This is a genomic window from Stenotrophomonas sp. 10L48, assembly GCF_056395105.1.
On record NZ_JBFTIX010000005.1, the window covers coordinates 290,365 to 306,922 of the forward strand.

Sequence of the window (16,558 nt, forward strand, 5' to 3'; positions counted from 1 at the left end):
CTCAGCGGGCGGGTGTCTTGCGGCGTGCGCGCGCTTCGCGCTTCAGCGGGCCGCCGACCGGACAGACTTCGGCAGCCCAGGAAAACAGCGTGTTGGCCAGGCGGTCGGGCACCTGCCGGAAGTACACGAACTGGCCGCGCTTCTCGCGTTCGATCAGGCCGGCGTCTTCCAGGATGCGCAGGTGGCTGGAGAGTGCCGGCTTGCTGAAATCGAAGCGCTCGGCCAGCTCGCCGGCGCTGAGCTCGCCGGCGCTGAGGTAGGCCAGGATCTGCCGGCGTGCGGTGGAGGCCAGGGCTTCGAAGATGCGGTCCATGGTTGCAGTTAACTAATTCGTTAACTGATGTTCCCCCTGGTGGCAGGTGATGTCAAGCGCGGGGGTGCCCGTTGCGTACTGCCTCCCGGCTTTGTCATCCTCCCCGCTGTTTTCCGTTCCGTGGAGTTCCGATGCGCCCTGCGCCCTGGCTGATCGCTGGCCTGCTGCTGCCGATCGTGGTGATGGCCCAGCCTGCGCGTGCGCCGAAGGCACCGGCGCAGGATCCCTTCAGCGAACTGTTCGACACTGCCTGCATGCAGCACATCGGCGCGCCGGCGCGGCTGCAGTCGCTGATGGATGCCAATGGCCTGACGCCGCTGCAGCCGGCCGAGGCCGCTACGCTGCTGCAGGGCCAGCCGGGCATGGCATGGATGGTGCCGTTGGCCAGTGGCCGCTATGCGGTCAGCTGGGCCGACGATGGCACCTGCACCGTGTATGCCGAGAAGGCCGACCCGGCGGTGGTGCAGAAGGGCTTCGCGCGGCTGATGCAGGCCGCACCGAAGCCGCTGCAGATCCGCTCGCTGCCCTCGCGCGGTCCATTGTCCGGCGACCAGGTGGCGATCCAGTACGGTTGGGCAACGCCGGGCGAAAGCAAGCTGCGCGTGCGCTTCCGGCTGGTCACCCGGCAGGCCGCCGAGGCGGGGGTGCAGGCGATGGCCTCGGCCACGCCGGGCGAAGCGATGCGCGAACAGGCCGCGCCGCCTGCACCGGCACCCGCCCGGTAGCGCTGCCGGAGTACACGCGATTCAGCCAACAGCCCGGGGATGTGATATATCGTTTATCGATAAATCCACCCCGGGGCGGCAGGGCCGCTCCACATCGGAGGCTGCTTGACCGCTCGTCCCGCCCGCGCCCTTCCTGCGCGCGGCTTGTTCACCCTGGCCCAGACCGCCGTGCAGGCGGTGCGCGCGATGTGCTGGCTGGGCATCCTGGCCGCGCTGCTGGCGGTGCCGCTGGTGGCCTACGACCGCAACTGGCTGCTGGACAGCGTGCACGACGCGCAGGCCGCGGCCGTGCACGGTTCGCATCTGTTCCTGCATTTCTGCGTGGGCCTGGCCGCCATCGTCGCACTACTGGTGCTGTGCCTGGTGTTCCTGCGCCACCTGGCGCGGCTGCTGCGTTCTGCGGCCAACGAACGCCCCTTCACCCATGCCAATGCCGTACGCCTGCAACGCATGGCCTGGCTGATGCTGGCGATGGAGGTGCTGTCCATCGTGATCGGTCTGTATGCCAGCTGGATGGGGCCGGACTTTGCGTGGATGGAAGTTGGCGGTGGCATGTCGATCACCGGCCTGGTGGCCGTGCTGATGCTGTTCGTGCTGGCGCGGGTGTTCGCCGTTGGCGCAGCGATGCGCGACGATCTGGACGGTGTGATTTGATGAGCATGATCTGATGGCGATCGTCATCACCCTCGACCGCATGCTGCAGCAGCGCGGCATGACCTTGTCCGAGCTGGCCGGGCGCATCGACATCACCCTGGCCAACCTGTCGATCCTGAAGACCGGCAAGGCACGCGCAATCCGCTTTTCCACCCTCGATGCGATCTGCCGCGAACTGCAATGCAGCCCTGGCGACCTGCTCGGGCATGACCCTGCGCAGGCGCAGGATGCGGATTGAGCCTGGCTGCGCCGCACGCCTGCACCGCACCACTTTTCCCTTACTGACGAAACGGACCTGAAATGGAATGGTTGGCTGACCCCTCGATATGGATGGGCCTTGCAACCCTGGTCGTGCTGGAGATCGTTCTCGGCATCGACAACCTGGTGTTCATCGCGATCCTGGCCGACAAGCTGCCGCCGCACCAGCGCGACCGCGCGCGGGTGATCGGCCTGGCATTGGCGCTGCTGATGCGGCTGGTGCTGCTGGCTGCGTTGGCCTGGATCATGAAACTGACCGAACCACTGGTCACGCTGCTGGAGCACAGCTTCTCCGGCCGCGATCTGATCCTGCTCGGCGGCGGCCTGTTCCTGCTGTTCAAGGGCACCATGGAGCTGCACGAGCGGCTTGAAGGCCGCGAGCATCACGAGGATGGCAAGAAGGTCTATGCCAGCTTTGCGATGGTGGTGGCGCAGATCGTGGTGCTTGATGCGGTGTTCTCGCTGGATTCGGTGATCACCGCGGTCGGCATGGTCGACAACCTCGGCGTGATGTATGCGGCGGTGACCATCGCGATGGCGCTGATGCTGCTGGCCAGCAAGCCGCTGACCCGCTTCGTCAACAAGCACCCGACCGTGGTGGTGCTGTGCCTGGGCTTCCTGCTGATGATCGGTTTCAGCCTGGTGGCCGAGGGCCTGGGCTACAGGATTCCGAAGGGGTACCTGTACGCGGCCATCGCGTTCTCGATCCTGGTGGAAGCGTTCAACCAGTGGATACGTTTCAACCGCGAGCGCAACGAGCAGCGCCAGCCGTTCCGCCAGCGTACTGCCGATGCCGTGCTGCGGCTGCTGGGTGCGCGCCAGGCCAATGGCCACGATGAGGATGAAGCCGATGAGCGCGGCAGCACCGAAGAACGCCTGCAGCCCGCCGAGCACGAGATGATCCGCAGTGTGCTGGGCCTGGCCGACCGTCCGGTATCGAGCGTGATGACGGTGCGTGCCGACGTGCAGTGGATCGACATGGCGCGTGGTCACGACGATGTGGTCGCACGCCTGGTGGCGTCGCCGCATACGCGGATGCTGGTGGGCGAGGGCGACCTGGACAGCCTGCGTGGCGTGGTGCAGAGCCGTGACCTGCTGGCCGACCTGCTGCAGGGCAAGCCACTGCAACTGGAAGGCAACCTGCGCGAGCCGCAGTACGTGCTGTCCAGCGCCAGTGCGTTGCAGGCCCTGGAGCTGATCCGCCAGCACCCGGTGCCGTTGGCAGTGGCGGTGGACGAGTACGGCAGCGTGGAAGGCCTGGTAACGGCCAACGATCTGCTGGCGGCGATCGCCGGTGATCTGGCCGATACCCAGGACGAGCGCTATGGCGTGGTTGCACAGGGCGAGGACTGCTGGGACGCCGACGGCGCGCTGACCCTGGACGACCTGCAGCGGCTGGCCGGCGTGTCGCTGCCGCGCAGCGCGGACTACATGACCATTTCCGGGCTGGTGCTGGAGCAACTGGGGCGCCTGCCCGACATCGGCGACACGCTGGAGGTGGCCGGTATCCGCATCACCGTGCTGGCGATGGAGAAGCGGCGCATCACGCGGCTGCGGGTGGAACGCCTGCCGGAAGCGTGACGATGTCGGGGCTGGGCCCATGCCCGGCTCTATCCATTGCCATCTTCTGCCGTCACCATGGCGGGCCTGTTCGCCGTTCTGGATTGTCGTAGTGCTGAGTACGATTGGTTTTCTGATGGGCCTGTATGTGGCCTGGCGCCTGTTCTGGCCGCTGCGCCTGCCTGTCTGGTCGAAGGTGGTGCTGTCGGTGCTGCTGGTGGGCATTGCCGTGCAGCTGCGCATCGTCGCCAGCTTCTGGGGCACGATGGCCTCCCCGGAAATTCCGAAGATGGTCATTGCCACGCTGGCCACCGGTTCCACCGCCGTGCTGCTGCTGGCTCTGGCGTTGCTGGTGCTGGACGCCGGCCTGTTGGCCGCGCGCCTGCTGCGCGCACCGCGCGTCCTTTCCGTACTGCGCAGCAAGGCGCTGCGCCCTTCTGCCGCGGTGCTTGCGCTGCTGCTCAGTGCCTTCGGTGTCAGCCAGGGCATGGCCGTACCCAAGCCACGGCAGATCGAGGTGGCCATCAGCGGACTGCCGCAGGCCTTCGATGGCTACCGTGTGCTGCAGCTCACCGACATCCACGCCAGCCGCCTGCTGACCGGCGACTGGGTGCGCCAGGTCGTGGCTGCAAGCAACGCACTGCAACCGGATCTGGTGGTGATCACCGGCGACCTGATCGACGGCAGCGTGCAGGCGCGCCGCAACGATTACACCCCACTGGCGGACCTGCGTGCGCCGGACGGGGTGATCGCCATTACCGGCAACCACGAGTACTACGCGCAGTACAGCGAATGGATGCAGGCCTTCCGTGCACTGCACATGCAGGTGCTGGAAAACAGCCACACCCAGGTGCGCCGTGGCGGGGCAGCACTGACCATCGCCGGCGTCACCGACCCGGTCGCCGCACGCTATGGCCTGCCGCTGCCCGACCTGGAGGCCGCCCTGGCCGGTGCCGACCCCAGCGCACCGGTGATCCTGCTCGACCATCGGCCACGCAATGCACGCGAGGCCGCTGCACGCGGGGTGAAACTGCAGCTGTCCGGGCACACCCATGGCGGACAGATCATCGGCATGGACCAGCTGGTGAAGCGCGCCAACGGCGGCTTCGTCTCCGGTCGCTACGCGGTGGATGGCATGACGCTGTACGTGAGCAACGGTGCCGGCCTGTGGGCCGGGTTCCCGGCCCGCATCGGCGTACCGTCGGAGATTACGATGATCACCCTGCGCCGGGCGCCGTGATGCGGTGGGGTGTGGGATGGGGGATCGTGCAACGGCTCAGAGGATGAAGCCTCCATCGATGGTCAGGCTGCTGCCTGTCATGTAGCCCGCTTCCGGCCCCGCTACCCAACTGGCCAATGACGCGATCTCGGCAGGCTGGGCAATGCGGCCCAGGGGTACCCGCGCAGCAAGCTTTTCATCCAGCCCGGCGGTGATGTCGGTCGCAGTCGGGCCGGGTTGTAGGTTGTTGATGGTGATGCCGCTGGGGGCCAGCTCCAGCGCCAGCTCGCGCACCAGAGCGGCCACCGCCGCCTTGCTCATCGCATACAGGCTGCTGCCGGGCGAACCACTGCGCACGGCAGTGTTGCTGCCGATGGTGATGATGCGGCCACCGCCGGACAGATGCGGCAGGGCCGCCTGGATGGCCAGCACCACGCCACGTATGTTCACCGCCAGCAGCTGGTCCAGCGTAGGCAGATCCACGCTGTCGATCGGTGTATGCCGGTACAGGCCGGCATTGACCACCAGCACATCCAACCCACCGAAGGCCTGCGCAGCGGCGGCCACGGCCCGGCGCAACGCATCGGCATCGCTGCTGTCAGCCTGGAAGGCGAGCGCGCGGCCACCGTGCGCGCGGATGGCATCAAGCGATGCCTGCGCCCCATCGGGGCGCGAGACGTGGGTGATGGCGACGTCATGGCCATCAACGGCCAAGCGTTGCGCAATGGCCGCACCGATGCCGCGTGAGCCGCCGATGACCAGTGCACGGCGGCGAGAGGAAGAGACTGTCATGTTCAAACTCCGGTTGGGGATGATCAGGCCGCTGGCAGGGAAGGACGGGCGTGGGCGCTGCGGCGCAGCGACTGAGCACGTTTGGCGATCCAGCGGACCACGAAGGCGGTGAACAGCAGTGCCGAAGGCACCGCATACCAGAAGTTCGTGGGTACACGTTTGAAGTACGAATAGGTGAACACCGCCGCGATGACCCACATGCCGGTGACGTGCAGTCGCCGCCAGGCGGTTGGACCCATGCGCCGGGCGATGCTCCGGTGCGAGGTGATGGCCAGCGCCAGGATGGCCACGTAACCCATCGTTCCGGGAAGATTGGCAAGGGCGGAGCGCGCTGGCCAGAACGCCGGATTGAGGATGCCGAACGCGGTGATGGCGAAGGCATGCAGCAGATGCGAGAACGCAAACGACAGGCCGATGATGCGGCGTTCGCGCATCAGGAAGCGGGTGGTCGGCCCGGGCAGCAGGGTGGCAAATGACGATGCCGTAAACGCGGCCAGGAACAGCAGGAACGACGTGCGGGCAGTGACCCGGATCGCTGCGCGGCTGCCCTCGGCCAGATCCGGTTGCAGAGCGAAGGCTGCCAGCGCAAAGGCGATCAGGACTGCGGCGATGGCCATGAACAGGCGCCAGCCATGCAGCAAGGAAGTGTTGGAAACAGCCATGGTCAGACCTCGAATCAGATAGGGGTAGTGCCGGCCGCTGGCCGGCAATCTCAGAACCCGGTCAGCGCGACCAGCACGCCGGCCGCGCACAGTTCGCCCAGCAAGGGCGCGGCCACCACGCGCAGTGCATCGTTGGCCACGCCATGCGCCTCAGCCAGCGCCTGCCGGGCGTCGTCCACGCGCGCACCCTCGTTGCCAAATGACGACAACAGCGCATATGCAAGCGGTGCCAGTTCCTCGACCTGAAGGCGGTCGTCCGCCAGGCGACGCAGCAGCAGAAGTGTCGGCTCGCTGGCGGGCGCATCGTCCAGTCCGGCGTCCTCATGCACCGGCCACTGGTAGCCCAGTACCCGCACCAGCGGCGACAGCGCCAGCACGTCGCTGCCCGCAGGCATGGAGTGCAACGAATGCCCGGCATCACGCGCTTCGATGTGCAGTGCCTGCTGCGTGCTCTCGTAGTGCGCCAGTTCCGCCGCCCAGCCGGGCAGCGCGAACGTGTCCTGCGCCGCCAGCCAGGCAGCGAACTCGCTGGCGATCTGCGGGAACAGCGGGGTGTGGCAGTCGTGGTACGCGTAGTAGTGCTCGACCAGGCCACGCCAGCGCGCTTCGCCCAGTTGTTGATGCAGGCGCGGCAGGCTGCCGGCCAGCAGGTTGTCCAGGCTGTCGATGCACAGGCGGCGGTAGATCGCCAGCCGCCATGCCGCGATGCCATCGGGTGCTGGCATCGAGGGATCGCGCACATGGTCGGCCCAGCGCCCCTGCAACGTGGCCAGGGACTCAGCCATGGGCCACCTCCGGCAACTCGGCGTCGGCCTGGGCCCTACGGATCTGTTGCACTTCAGCCAGCAGTTCGGCCAGCGGCGGGAAATTGAAGTCGCGCTCCAGCAGAGTGGGGCGCACGCCTACGTGCGCATAGGCCTGGCGTAGCAGGGCCCAGACCACACCCTTCACCGGCGCGCCGTGGGTGTCGATCTTGAAGCCGTCGTCCTCGTCGAAGTGGCCAGCCACATGCAGGGAGGCCACGCGGTGGGCCGGCACGCGGCGCAGGAAATCGAAGGCGTCGTAGCCATTGTTGCAGGCGTTGACGAAGACATTGTTGACGTCCAGCAGCAGGTCGCAGTCGGCTTCGGCAAGCACGGCAGTGATGAACTCGATCTCGCTCATGTCGGCAGCGGGCACTGCGTAGTAGGAGATGTTCTCCACCGCGATACGACGCCCCAGGCTGTCCTGCACCTGGGCGATGCGACCGGCAATGTGGCGTACGGCCTCGGCGGTGAACGGCAGCGGCAGCAGGTCATAGAGGTGGCCCCCGGCGGCGCAGTAACTCAGGTGTTCGCTGTACAGCTGTACCTGGTGCAGGTCGAGAAAAGCGCGGGTCTGTTGCAGCAGCGTGCGGTCCAGTGGGTCCGGGCCGCCCAGCGACAGCGAAAGACCGTGGCAGGTCAGGCGGTGGCGCTCGCTCAGCTGGCGCAGCGCGGCACCGTGTGCACCGCCGACGCCGATCCAGTTGTCCGGCGAGCATTCGAGGAAGTCGATGGCATCGGCCGGCATCGCCAGCAGTTCATCGATCAGGCCTCGGCGCAGGCCGAGGCCCGCACTGGCGGTAGGCAAAGGCAGGGACATGGTGGGTACTCCGGGATGAGGTGCCGCCACAAGGGCGGCACCGGGTGCGGGCAATCAGTCGGCAACGCGCGAGAACAGGCCCTTCGGCATCGGCTTGCCATTGGCGGTATAGACGCTGCGCAGGTAGTCGTGCGCTTCCTGCTCGCTGATGTAACCGTCGTGGTCGGTGTCGATGCGGTCGAATTCGGCGGCACGTTTGGCGGCCACGGCATTGAACTCGGCACGCGACACCTTTCCGTCGTGGTCACGGTCGGTCCGGGCAAACGAGGCGTCGCCGCACTTGCCTTCGCCGCACTGGCCCTCGGCTACCTTGGCCTTGCCGGCGGGCTTGCTGGTGGTGGCCTTGTTGGCGCCGCACTTGCCTTCACCGCACTTGCCTTCGGCGGCGGCGCTCATGGCCACGGCACTGATCGCCAGCGACTGGATCGCGGCAGCCTGGCCGGCCAGCAGCAGGCCGCCGGCCAGGGCGATGCCGATGGCGCCGATGCGCGGCAGACGGGAAGCAGAGGTGTTATTGGTCGAGACGGACATGGTGATGACTCCTTGGGATGTGCACGCAGGGCGTGCGGGATGGACGCCGCTGGAAGGCGACGGAATGCGATGCGAGGAAGAGTGGGAGAGGGCGGAAGCGGATCAGGCGCTGCGGCGACGGCGCAGTACATGGGCCAGCAACAACGCGGCGCCGAGCAGGGCACCGCCGAAGCCGACGCCAGGCAGTAGTGCGGCGACCGGTAGCAGCAGCGCGATCAGGCTGCTGCCCCAGCCGAGGCCGTCATCGTCTGCGGCGGCGTGTTGCGGGCTGGCAAGCAGACGGTCCAGGCTGAGTGATCCGGCACCGTTGAGGATCAGCGGCAGCAGCATGGCCAGGAACAGCAGCGGCAGCTTGAAGTTGCCGTAGCCCTGGTCGGTGATCGCATAGCCCCGCCAGAGTTCATCCAGGCCGTTCCACTGGTCGGGCCAGTGCACGGCGGCGATGGCCACGATGGTGAGCACCCAGAAGATGTACGCCACCGAGCGCGTGGCCAGGCCCAGCAGCAGCATCACCGCGCCCACCAGTTCCAGCCAGGTGGCCAGCTGCCAGTTGAGCGAGGCGGGCAGGGTGGAGAAGGGGAACGGGAACCGGCCTTCCAGATCGGCGAACCAGTTCTGGCCGCCCAGCTTCTCGCGGCCGGATTCAAAGAATTCCCAGGCGAGCAGGGCGCGCAGGGCCAGCGGCGAAAGCCAGCGGCCGACGGCATCCAGGCGTGGGGTGTAGAGGGAGGAGGCGGTGCTGATCATGGGTGTGTCCTGCGGGCCGGTGGTCGATGGAGGCCATTTCGGGCCACGCAGGTATCGGCAACGTGTGCCGATGCCCGGGGTTTTGTCAGCGACTGTGGCTGCGGCAGGGGTTTCGTACAGTTGGATACAAAGACGCCGCATCGGGGGCGCATCGGCGCGTTGCGCGTCCGCGTGCGGGGAACGATATCCACCCGATGGCGCCGGGGCATGCCCAGCGGCCGAATGTATCCCACTGTAGGAACCCGCCGCCGCCCTACAGTCCGGTACAACTCGGCATCACAGCGAAACAGCAGCGATACACCGGCACGCGGAAATGGCCACTCCCAACACCGGAGTGCCACCCATGATCCGCACCACCCTGCTTGCCGCTGCCCTGGCCCTGGCCGGCGCCGCCACCCCCGCCTTCGCCGTGCAGGCCGATGCCGGCGCGCCGCCCACCATCATCCTGGTGCATGGCGCCTTCGCCGATGGCTCCAGCTGGAACAAGGTCATCGGCACCCTGCATGCCTGGAAGCTGCCGGCGGTGGCGGTACAGAATCCGCTCACCTCGCTGGCCGATGACGTTGCCGCTACCCGTCGCGCGATCGCTGCCGCGCCCGGCAAGGTGGTGCTGGTCGGCCACAGCTGGGGCGGCACGGTCATCACCGAAGCGGGCGACGATCCCAAGGTGCAGGCGCTGGTCTACGTGGCCGCGTTCGCACCGGATGTCGGCCAGTCCTCCGCGCAGCAGGGCGAAGGCTTCCCGGTCGGCCCCGGGCTGACCCGCCTGCAGGAGAAAGACGGTTACCTGACCCTGCCGGCCGATGCCATCGCCCAGGATTTCGCACCCGACGTGATGAAGAAGGCCGCCGCCCTGCTGTACAGCACGCAGGTGCCGTTGAAGGCCAGTGCGCTGGGTGAGGCCGTGACCACGGCGGCATGGCGCAGCAAGCCGAGCTGGTACGTGGTCAGCCGCGATGACCGCATGCTCTCGCCGCAGCTGCAGGTCGCCACCGCGCAGCGCATTGGCGCGCAGCTGCAGTCGATCGGCAGCAGCCATGTCTCGCTGCTCTCGCACCCCGCGCAGGTGGCCGACAGCATCCTGGAAGCTGCCGGTGTGAAGCCGGCCGAGCTGCCGCTGGCCGAGCAGGGGGGCTGAGCAATGGCCACGCTTCGTGCGTATACCGTGCCGCTGCTGCTGTCCCTGCTCGGCGCCGTTGCGCTGCTGCTTGCGTGGCCAAGCCCCGAAGCCGGTGCACAGACTGCCGAGGCCGCACCCGCTGCGGGATTCAGCGGCGGTGGGCCATGGCACAACAGCCCGCCGCTGACCCTGCAGCAGCTGCGCGGGCAGGTGGTGCTGGTCGAATTCTGGACCTACACCTGCAGCAACTGCCTCAACGTGGCGCCGTACGTTCACCAGTGGCATCGCCGATACGCGGAACAGGGCCTGCACGTGATCGGCGTGCACACCCCCGAATTCGCGTATGAAGGGCTGCCGGGGAACCTGCGCCGTGCGATCCACCGGCTGGATATCACCTGGCCGGTGGTGCAGGACAACCAGTACCGGATCTGGAACGCGTGGGGTAACCGTTTCTGGCCCGCGCTGTACCTGATCGACCGGCAGGGGCGGGTGGTCTACCGGCACTACGGTGAAGGCGACTATGCGCGTACCGAAAGCGAGATCCAGCGCCTGCTGGCCAGCCCCTGAGCCGCGCTACCATGGCCGCGTTGCGCGGCTTCGCCCCTGCCTCGATCGAGAATACGATGAACCACGTACCGCACATCCTTGTCGTCGACGATGACAGCGACATCCGCCAGATGCTGGCCGACTACCTGCAGCGCAACGGCCTGCGCGTCAGCCAGGCCGATGGTGGCCGCGCGATGCGCGCGCTGATGGACACCCATGCAGTGGACCTGGTGGTGCTGGATGTGATGATGCCCGGCGAGGATGGCTTGAGCCTGTGCCGCAACCTGCGGGCCGGCAAGCACCGCGCCGTGCCGGTGGTGCTGCTGACCGCCCGCGATGATGAGACCGACCGCATCATCGGCCTGGAAATGGGCGCCGATGATTACGTGACCAAACCGTTCTCCTCGCGCGAACTGCTGGCACGCATCAACGCGGTGATCCGCCGCACGCAGATGCTGCCGCCGAACCTGCAGGTGAGCGAAGCCGGCCGCCAGCTGGCCTTCGGCGAATGGCGCCTGGATACCACCGCCCGCCACCTGCTGGACGCGCAGGACACCGCCTATCCGCTCAGCGGCGCCGAGTTCCGGCTGCTGCGCGTGTTCCTTGACCACGCCAACCGTGTGCTCAGCCGCGACCAGCTGCTCAGCCTCACCCAGGGCCGCGATGCGGAGCTGTTCGACCGCTCGATCGACCTGCTGGTCAGCCGCGTGCGCCAGCGCCTGGGCGACGATGCGCGTGAGCCGACCTACATCAAGACCGTGCGCAGCGAAGGCTATGTGTTCAGCGTGCCGGTGCAGTTGCTGGGGCCGGAGGAATGAACGCCGCGGCGCGCCGCCTGCCGTGGCCGCGCACGCTGTCGGCGCGGCTGCTGCTGTTGCTGCTGGGTGGGCTGACTCTGGCCCATGCGCTGTCGTTCGGCCTGCTGTTCTACGAGCGCTACCAGTCCACCCGCAGCATGATGCTGCGCAACCTCGACGAGGACGTGGCCGTAAGCGTGGCCTTGCTGGAGCGCTTGCCCGCCAGCGAGCGCGAAGCGTGGGTGCCGCGTCTGGAACGGCGAACCTACCGCTATCTGCTGCGCCCGGCCGCGGCCGGCCCTGCGCCGGAGACTGATCGTGCGCGGCAGGTCACCAGCATCATCGATGACAGTCTGTGGCATCGATATCCGCTGCAGGCGCGGCAGGTCTCGCGTATGCCCGAGCGCTTCGAAGTGGAGCTGCGCCTGCACGACGGCACGCCGCTGACCATCGAGGTCACACCGTCCGGCCTGCCACTGGCACGCTGGTTACCGCTGGTGCTGATGGCGCAGCTGGCGCTGCTGCTGCTGTGCGCATGGTTGGCGGTGCGGCTGGCGATGCGGCCGTTGGCACAGCTGTCGCACGCGATGGAGCACCTGCAGCCCGGCCAGGACGGGCCGGCGCTGCCTGAAGACGGTCCCGCGGAGGTAGGCACCGCAGCAACGGCACTCAACGCACTGCAGGCCCGCATCCGGGGTCATGTCAGTGAACGCCTGCAGATCCTGGCGGCGATCTCGCACGATCTGCAGACGCCGATCACGCGGATGAAGCTGCGGGTGGAAACGCTGCCTGAAGACGCCACCCAGCAACGGCTGCTGGCCGACCTGGACCATCTGGGACAGCTGGTACGCGAAGGCGTGGCGTACGCGCGCAGCAGCCATGTGGCCAGTGGTGAGCCGGTGGCAATGGATCTGGCGGCATTCCTGTCCAGCGTGGTCGGCGATTACCAGGACGTGGGCAAGCCAGTCAGTGGTGGCGCCCCGAGCGGCCTGATCGTGCAGACGTGGCCGCAACCACTGCGGCGGGTGGTCGGCAATCTGGTCGACAACGCTTTGCGCTATGCCGGGAGCGCGGAGATTGATGCCGGTCGCGACGAGGTGGGCAGGGTGTGGATTCGGATTTCCGATCGTGGCCCCGGTATTCCCGAAGAGCAGCTGCAGGCGGTATTGGCGCCCTTCCATCGGCTGGAAAGCTCACGCAACCGGGATACCGGCGGTACCGGGCTCGGTCTGGCCATCGCCGTGCAGCTGGCGCAATCGCTCGGTGGTTCTCTACGGCTGCACAATCGCGAGGGCGGCGGTTTGCAGGCGCTGTTGCAGTTACCGGCCTGAAGTCTGGCGGGGCAGGCCATCCACGCATGGCGTGGATCTACTGCATCGTCACCGCCTTCATGACACGCTGCGGCCATGAAGGAAAGCACGCAATGACCGCAGGACGGCAGCGCTCGATGTGGGTGGCCGGTCTGTCCACGGTGGTGGAGTGGTACGACTTCACCCTGTACCTGTACTTCGCCACGGTGCTGTCGCGGGTGTTCTTCGGCGGTGGCGAAGAGGCGATGCTGGTCACCCTGGCCGGGTTCGCGGTGTCCTACCTGATGCGTCCGCTCGGTGCGCTGTGCTTCGGCCACCTGGGTGACCGGCTCGGCCGGCGCTGGATGCTGCTGGCTTCGATGGCGTTGATGGCCGCGGCCATGCTGGCCACCGCGTTGCTGCCGACCGCGGCAACTGCCGGTGCGACTGCTGGCGTGCTGTTGCTGATCCTGCGCTGCGTGATGGCCTTCTCCGTGGGCGGCGAATACACCGGCGTGGTCGCCTATCTTCTGGAAAGCGCGCCGGCGCGACGACGTGGCCTGGTCACCTCGCTGGCCTCGGCGGCCAGCGAAGTGGGCGCGTTGCTGGCGGTGGCGATCTCCGCGCTCACCGTGGCCCTGCTGCCTGCGCCGCAGCTGGACAGCTGGGGCTGGCGGATCCCGTTCTTCTTCGGCGCGGCGCTGGCACTGGTGATCCTGATCGCGCGTTCGGGCATGCACGAATCGCCGGAGTTCGAACGGCAGCGGCGCGAAGGCAGCATTCCGGCTACGCCGCTGCGGCACGTGCTGCGCAACCATCCTGGTGCGGTGGCGCGCACGTTCGCGATTTCCGCACTGGGTTCGATCACCTACTACGTGGGCATCACCTATGTGCCAGCATTCCTGCACGCACAGGGGCACGACGAAGGTGATGCGCTGTGGCTGTCGACGATTGCGGCGGTGGCGGTGATCGCGATCACCCCGCTGTGCGGGGCGCTGTCCGATCGCTTCGGGCGGCGTCCGCTGCTGCTGGGGCTGACGGTGCTGGCGGCGCTGCTGCCGCTGTCGATGTTCGGCTGGATGGCCTCTGCTGCGCCGTTGGGCATCGTGCTGGCAGCGGTGAGCCTGGCCTGTGTGGCCGGCGGTATCAGTGCGGTGGCGGCACCGGCCACGGCCGAGCAGTTCCCCGGCGAGGGCCGGGTCAGTGGTCTGGCGCTGGGGGTGACCATGGCCACCGCAGTGTTCGGCGGGGCGACGCCGTGGTTGGCGCAATGGTGGGTGGAACGCAGCGGCTGGGCGGCGGCACCGGGGGCGATGATCGCGCTGGTGGCGGTGCTGGTGCTGCCGGTGCTGTGGACGCTGCCGGAGACCGTGCCGAAGACCCGCCCCGTGTCCCGGGGCGGGCAGTGAGCGCTTAGACCTTCAGGGTCTGCTCGATGTCGGCCAGCACCGCGGCCGCATCCACGCCGATGGCGATGGACTGCAGGACATGGCCGTCCCACACGCTGGGGCCGAAACCCATGCCTTCCGGCTTGGGAATGGTCATGCCACGGGCGACGCCGTCGGTGGCCACACGCACGCTGGCGCGCTCGAACTGGAACAGCTCCGGGCGGGTCAGGGCGATGCAGGCGCAGCAGTCGTGCACGACCATGCCCTTGTGGCCGGCCTGCAGATAGAAGTCGACGTAGTCCTGCGACAGGGCGCGGACCAGTTCGGCATCGGCGCCGCCGATCGCGGCCAGCTTGTCCAGGCCGTCGCGGTTCATCTCGACGCGGGTGGTCACGTCCAGGCCGATCGCGGTGACCGGCCAGTGGGCGGTGAACACGATGTCGGCCGCTTCCGCATCGCCCCAGATGTTGGCCTCGGCCGCCGGGGTGATGTTGCCGTTGACGTGGAACGCACCGCCCATCAGTACCACGCCACGCACCAGGCCGGCGATGTCCGGGGCCTGCTGCAGGGCCAGCGCCAGGTTGGTCATGCGGCCGACCGCCACCAGGGTCACTTCACCCGGATGGGCGCGCACCAGGTCGATGATCAGCTGGTGCGCAGGACGGCTGTCGGCGGTTGCGTCCAGCGCTTCCGGCACCGGGTGGTTGCCCAGGCCGTTGTGGCCATGGATGTGTACCGGCCAGGCTTCCGGGGTGGCTTCGGGCTGCAGCGGGCCGTCGGCGCCGCGCGCGACCGGCGCGGACAGGCCCCAGGCCTGCTTCAGGTACAGCGCGTTGTGGGTGGTCGACTCCACCGAGGCATTGCCGAAGGTGGTGGTGACGCCGATCAGGTCGATCTGCGGGTGCTTGTGCAGGTACAGCAGCGCCAGCGCGTCGTCGACGCCCGGGTCGGTATCGAAAATGACTTTCAGCATGTTGTTGTTCTTCTTCTTCCGTGTGGTGCAGGGGGGCCGGCGGCCCCGAGGGCAGGCCGGCGCGCCCTACATTGTCCCATCTTCATGACAGGCAGGGCGAACCGGCGGCGGTGGTATCGTCTGCGGGCCCGAACCCGTCGCAAGGAGCTGCGCCATGCTGGCTGTGACCCTCGTCCTGATTGCCCTGGTGCTGGGGCTGAACCTGGTGGCCAGCTTCGTGGTGCTGGGCCGCGATGACCTTCCCGTCAGCAGTCGCGCCGGGCAGCTGCTGGTGGTGTGGCTGCTGCCACTGGTCGGCGCGATCGTGTGCATGGCGATGGCCACCGCCGATGGTTCGCCCGCGCGGGGCGATGGCACTGGCGGTGGCGCCTATGATTCTTCTGGTGGTTCCTCCGGCGACAGCCACAGCAGCCACAGCTACAGCAGCTCGGACTGCGGCAGCGGCGACAGCGGTGGGGGTGGTGACGGAGGCGGCTGCGGCGGCGGCGATTGAGGAGAGATTCCAGGTTGCCGGCCAGCGGCCGGCACTACCCGGACGTGACCTATCGAGGTTGCCGGCCAGGGGCCGGCACTACCGTGACCGGGCCTCGCCGGGGTAGTGCCGGCCGCTGGCCGGCAACCCCATGAACTCAGCTTCCGCCTTCGGTCGGCAATGGCGCAGGCACGTTCAACAATCCGCCGCTGGCCACATACGCAGCCAAGGCCTGGCCCTGGCTGAGCAGGTGGCGTTCCATCGTGCGTTCGGCGGCTGCAGCATCGCGCTGGCGGAAGCAGTCCATCAGTTCGCGGTGTTCGGCCAGCGACTGCGCGGTGCGGCCCGGCGCCAGCAGCTGGCGGCCGCGATGCATCTTCAGGATGCGGTGCAGGTCGTGGGTGATGCGGATCAGCCACGGGTTGCCGGCGTAATGCTGCACCGTCTCATGGATGAGGTAGTTGTTGCGGTAGTACTCGGCGATGTTGCCCTCGGCGGCCGCCGCTTCCATCGCCGCGTGCAGGTCTTCCAGCTGCTGCACGCCTGCGTCGTCGATGTGCTTGACCGCTTCATGCGCACATCGGCCTTCCAGCATCGCCATCACCGGGAACAGCTGGTTGAGGTCTTCCAGGGTAAGCCGGGTTACCCGTGCGCCGCGGCCGGCATCGATCTGCACCAGGCCTTCGGCGGCGAGCAGCTTCAGCGCTTCGCGCAGGGGCGTACGACTGATGGCCAGTTCCTCGCACAGCGCCGGTTCGTCGATCCACTCGCCCGGCGGCAGGCGGTAGTCGTAGATCCGCTCGCGCACGTGTTCGGCCACCTCCTCATACAGAGGGGCGCGCTTCTTCGGAGGACGCGGAGCGGGAGCGATGGCCATGCGGAAAGTGTA

General features: G+C 67.8%; 20 protein-coding genes. 11 read left to right on the top strand and 9 right to left on the bottom strand.

The features are described 5' to 3' along the window. Position 1: 1 nt before the first annotated feature. A complete protein-coding gene (locus tag AC1DCU_RS10635) occupies positions 2-313 on the bottom strand; it encodes a metalloregulator ArsR/SmtB family transcription factor (protein WP_025873922.1) in 312 nt (103 codons plus the stop codon). 131 nt (positions 314-444) lie between these two features. On the opposite strand from AC1DCU_RS10635, the gene AC1DCU_RS10640 reads away from it, so the two are divergent. From AC1DCU_RS10640 to AC1DCU_RS10660, 5 genes are all read left to right on the top strand, one after another. Continuing rightward, positions 445-1,038 (top strand): NMCC_0638 family (lipo)protein, encoded by a 594-nt coding sequence (locus AC1DCU_RS10640; RefSeq protein ID WP_032975907.1) that lies wholly within the window; start codon positions 445-447, stop codon positions 1,036-1,038. A 186-nt stretch (positions 1,039-1,224) separates the two neighbouring features. Beyond that, positions 1,225-1,692 (top strand): DUF2975 domain-containing protein, encoded by a 468-nt coding sequence (locus AC1DCU_RS10645; RefSeq protein ID WP_442251637.1) that lies wholly within the window; start codon positions 1,225-1,227, stop codon positions 1,690-1,692. A gap of 13 nt (positions 1,693-1,705) precedes the next feature. Then, positions 1,706-1,930: a helix-turn-helix domain-containing protein gene (locus AC1DCU_RS10650; RefSeq protein ID WP_025873919.1), complete on the top strand. Its 225-nt coding sequence runs from the start codon at positions 1,706-1,708 to the stop codon at positions 1,928-1,930. Between the two features lie 62 nt (positions 1,931-1,992). Then, positions 1,993-3,531, top strand: a complete 1,539-nt coding sequence (locus AC1DCU_RS10655; protein ID WP_032975909.1) for a TerC family protein — start codon at positions 1,993-1,995, stop codon at positions 3,529-3,531. A gap of 82 nt (positions 3,532-3,613) precedes the next feature. Next, positions 3,614-4,750 (top strand): metallophosphoesterase, encoded by a 1,137-nt coding sequence (locus AC1DCU_RS10660; RefSeq protein ID WP_442251638.1) that lies wholly within the window; start codon positions 3,614-3,616, stop codon positions 4,748-4,750. Positions 4,751-4,786: 36 nt separating this feature from the next. Here AC1DCU_RS10660 and AC1DCU_RS10665 read toward each other — a convergent pair whose 3' ends face one another. The 6 genes from AC1DCU_RS10665 to AC1DCU_RS10690 form a co-directional block, all read right to left on the bottom strand. Continuing rightward, positions 4,787-5,521, bottom strand: a complete 735-nt coding sequence (locus tag AC1DCU_RS10665) for an SDR family NAD(P)-dependent oxidoreductase (protein ID WP_025873916.1) — start codon at positions 5,519-5,521, stop codon at positions 4,787-4,789. 23 nt (positions 5,522-5,544) lie between these two features. After that, positions 5,545-6,183 carry a ferric reductase-like transmembrane domain-containing protein gene (locus AC1DCU_RS10670; RefSeq protein WP_025873915.1) on the bottom strand — a complete coding sequence of 213 codons (639 nt, stop codon included), beginning with the start codon at positions 6,181-6,183 and terminating at the stop codon, positions 5,545-5,547. Between the two features lie 50 nt (positions 6,184-6,233). Next, the gene (locus AC1DCU_RS10675) at positions 6,234-6,968 is read right to left on the bottom strand and encodes an HvfC family RiPP maturation protein (RefSeq protein ID WP_312963529.1); all 735 of its coding nucleotides are present in this window, start codon (positions 6,966-6,968) and stop codon (positions 6,234-6,236) included. Next, complete coding sequence (locus tag AC1DCU_RS10680; RefSeq protein WP_442251625.1) at positions 6,961-7,806, bottom strand: HvfB family MNIO-type RiPP peptide maturase; 846 nt, start codon at positions 7,804-7,806, stop codon at positions 6,961-6,963. The genes AC1DCU_RS10675 and AC1DCU_RS10680 overlap by 8 nt, the downstream gene beginning before the upstream one ends. A gap of 54 nt (positions 7,807-7,860) precedes the next feature. Further along, positions 7,861-8,337: an HvfA family oxazolone/thioamide-modified RiPP metallophore gene (locus AC1DCU_RS10685; RefSeq protein ID WP_442251626.1), complete on the bottom strand. Its 477-nt coding sequence runs from the start codon at positions 8,335-8,337 to the stop codon at positions 7,861-7,863. Positions 8,338-8,439: 102 nt separating this feature from the next. Beyond that, positions 8,440-9,084 carry an HvfX family Cu-binding RiPP maturation protein gene (locus AC1DCU_RS10690; RefSeq protein WP_025873911.1) on the bottom strand — a complete coding sequence of 215 codons (645 nt, stop codon included), beginning with the start codon at positions 9,082-9,084 and terminating at the stop codon, positions 8,440-8,442. Between the two features lie 343 nt (positions 9,085-9,427). On the opposite strand from AC1DCU_RS10690, the gene AC1DCU_RS10695 reads away from it, so the two are divergent. The 5 genes from AC1DCU_RS10695 (at position 9,428) to AC1DCU_RS10715 (ending at position 14,245) form a co-directional block, all read left to right on the top strand. Next, on the top strand, positions 9,428-10,222 hold the full coding sequence (locus AC1DCU_RS10695) for an alpha/beta fold hydrolase (protein ID WP_032975918.1): 795 nt from the start codon (positions 9,428-9,430) through the stop codon (positions 10,220-10,222). A 3-nt stretch (positions 10,223-10,225) separates the two neighbouring features. Beyond that, positions 10,226-10,771, top strand: coding sequence for a redoxin family protein (locus AC1DCU_RS10700; RefSeq protein WP_032975919.1), 546 nt, complete (start codon positions 10,226-10,228; stop codon positions 10,769-10,771). 56 nt (positions 10,772-10,827) lie between these two features. Further along, entirely contained in the window at positions 10,828-11,568 is a 741-nt protein-coding gene (locus AC1DCU_RS10705) for a response regulator (protein ID WP_025873908.1), read from the top strand. Then, positions 11,565-12,878 (top strand): sensor histidine kinase, encoded by a 1,314-nt coding sequence (locus tag AC1DCU_RS10710; RefSeq protein ID WP_442251627.1) that lies wholly within the window; start codon positions 11,565-11,567, stop codon positions 12,876-12,878. Before AC1DCU_RS10705 ends, AC1DCU_RS10710 begins: the two co-directional genes overlap by 4 nt. Before the next feature lie 92 nt (positions 12,879-12,970). After that, the gene (locus AC1DCU_RS10715; RefSeq protein ID WP_033832073.1) at positions 12,971-14,245 is read left to right on the top strand and encodes an MFS transporter; all 1,275 of its coding nucleotides are present in this window, start codon (positions 12,971-12,973) and stop codon (positions 14,243-14,245) included. A 4-nt stretch (positions 14,246-14,249) separates the two neighbouring features. Here AC1DCU_RS10715 and AC1DCU_RS10720 read toward each other — a convergent pair whose 3' ends face one another. Continuing rightward, positions 14,250-15,197 (bottom strand): nucleoside hydrolase, encoded by a 948-nt coding sequence (locus tag AC1DCU_RS10720; RefSeq protein ID WP_032975923.1) that lies wholly within the window; start codon positions 15,195-15,197, stop codon positions 14,250-14,252. 154 nt (positions 15,198-15,351) lie between these two features. On the opposite strand from AC1DCU_RS10720, the gene AC1DCU_RS10725 reads away from it, so the two are divergent. Continuing rightward, positions 15,352-15,690: a hypothetical protein gene (locus AC1DCU_RS10725; RefSeq protein ID WP_442251628.1), complete on the top strand. Its 339-nt coding sequence runs from the start codon at positions 15,352-15,354 to the stop codon at positions 15,688-15,690. A 136-nt stretch (positions 15,691-15,826) separates the two neighbouring features. Here the strand turns inward: AC1DCU_RS10725 and AC1DCU_RS10730 are convergent, their stop codons facing one another. Further along, positions 15,827-16,546 carry a GntR family transcriptional regulator gene (locus tag AC1DCU_RS10730; protein ID WP_032975925.1) on the bottom strand — a complete coding sequence of 240 codons (720 nt, stop codon included), beginning with the start codon at positions 16,544-16,546 and terminating at the stop codon, positions 15,827-15,829. Positions 16,547-16,558 lie beyond the last annotated feature (12 nt).

Excerpts from the sequence above, each read along its gene's own strand:
- AC1DCU_RS10640 (WP_032975907.1), top strand. The coding sequence starts at position 445 with ATGCGCCCTGCGCCCTGGCTGATCGCTGGCCTGCTGCTGCCGATCGTG.
- AC1DCU_RS10695 (WP_032975918.1), top strand. The coding sequence starts at position 9,428 with ATGATCCGCACCACCCTGCTTGCCGCTGCCCTGGCCCTGGCCGGCGCC.
- AC1DCU_RS10675 (WP_312963529.1), bottom strand. The coding sequence starts at position 6,968 with ATGGCTGAGTCCCTGGCCACGTTGCAGGGGCGCTGGGCCGACCATGTG.
- AC1DCU_RS10650 (WP_025873919.1), top strand. The coding sequence starts at position 1,706 with ATGGCGATCGTCATCACCCTCGACCGCATGCTGCAGCAGCGCGGCATG.
- AC1DCU_RS10635 (WP_025873922.1), bottom strand. The coding sequence starts at position 313 with ATGGACCGCATCTTCGAAGCCCTGGCCTCCACCGCACGCCGGCAGATC.
- AC1DCU_RS10645 (WP_442251637.1), top strand. The coding sequence starts at position 1,225 with ATGTGCTGGCTGGGCATCCTGGCCGCGCTGCTGGCGGTGCCGCTGGTG.
- AC1DCU_RS10670 (WP_025873915.1), bottom strand. The coding sequence starts at position 6,183 with ATGGCTGTTTCCAACACTTCCTTGCTGCATGGCTGGCGCCTGTTCATG.
- AC1DCU_RS10700 (WP_032975919.1), top strand. The coding sequence starts at position 10,226 with ATGGCCACGCTTCGTGCGTATACCGTGCCGCTGCTGCTGTCCCTGCTC.
- AC1DCU_RS10680 (WP_442251625.1), bottom strand. The coding sequence starts at position 7,806 with ATGTCCCTGCCTTTGCCTACCGCCAGTGCGGGCCTCGGCCTGCGCCGA.
- AC1DCU_RS10685 (WP_442251626.1), bottom strand. The coding sequence starts at position 8,337 with ATGTCCGTCTCGACCAATAACACCTCTGCTTCCCGTCTGCCGCGCATC.
- AC1DCU_RS10710 (WP_442251627.1), top strand. The coding sequence starts at position 11,565 with ATGAACGCCGCGGCGCGCCGCCTGCCGTGGCCGCGCACGCTGTCGGCG.
- AC1DCU_RS10665 (WP_025873916.1), bottom strand. The coding sequence starts at position 5,521 with ATGACAGTCTCTTCCTCTCGCCGCCGTGCACTGGTCATCGGCGGCTCA.
- AC1DCU_RS10655 (WP_032975909.1), top strand. The coding sequence starts at position 1,993 with ATGGAATGGTTGGCTGACCCCTCGATATGGATGGGCCTTGCAACCCTG.
- AC1DCU_RS10725 (WP_442251628.1), top strand. The coding sequence starts at position 15,352 with ATGCTGGCTGTGACCCTCGTCCTGATTGCCCTGGTGCTGGGGCTGAAC.
- AC1DCU_RS10705 (WP_025873908.1), top strand. The coding sequence starts at position 10,828 with ATGAACCACGTACCGCACATCCTTGTCGTCGACGATGACAGCGACATC.
- AC1DCU_RS10715 (WP_033832073.1), top strand. The coding sequence starts at position 12,971 with ATGACCGCAGGACGGCAGCGCTCGATGTGGGTGGCCGGTCTGTCCACG.
- AC1DCU_RS10690 (WP_025873911.1), bottom strand. The coding sequence starts at position 9,084 with ATGATCAGCACCGCCTCCTCCCTCTACACCCCACGCCTGGATGCCGTC.
- AC1DCU_RS10730 (WP_032975925.1), bottom strand. The coding sequence starts at position 16,546 with ATGGCCATCGCTCCCGCTCCGCGTCCTCCGAAGAAGCGCGCCCCTCTG.
- AC1DCU_RS10720 (WP_032975923.1), bottom strand. The coding sequence starts at position 15,197 with ATGCTGAAAGTCATTTTCGATACCGACCCGGGCGTCGACGACGCGCTG.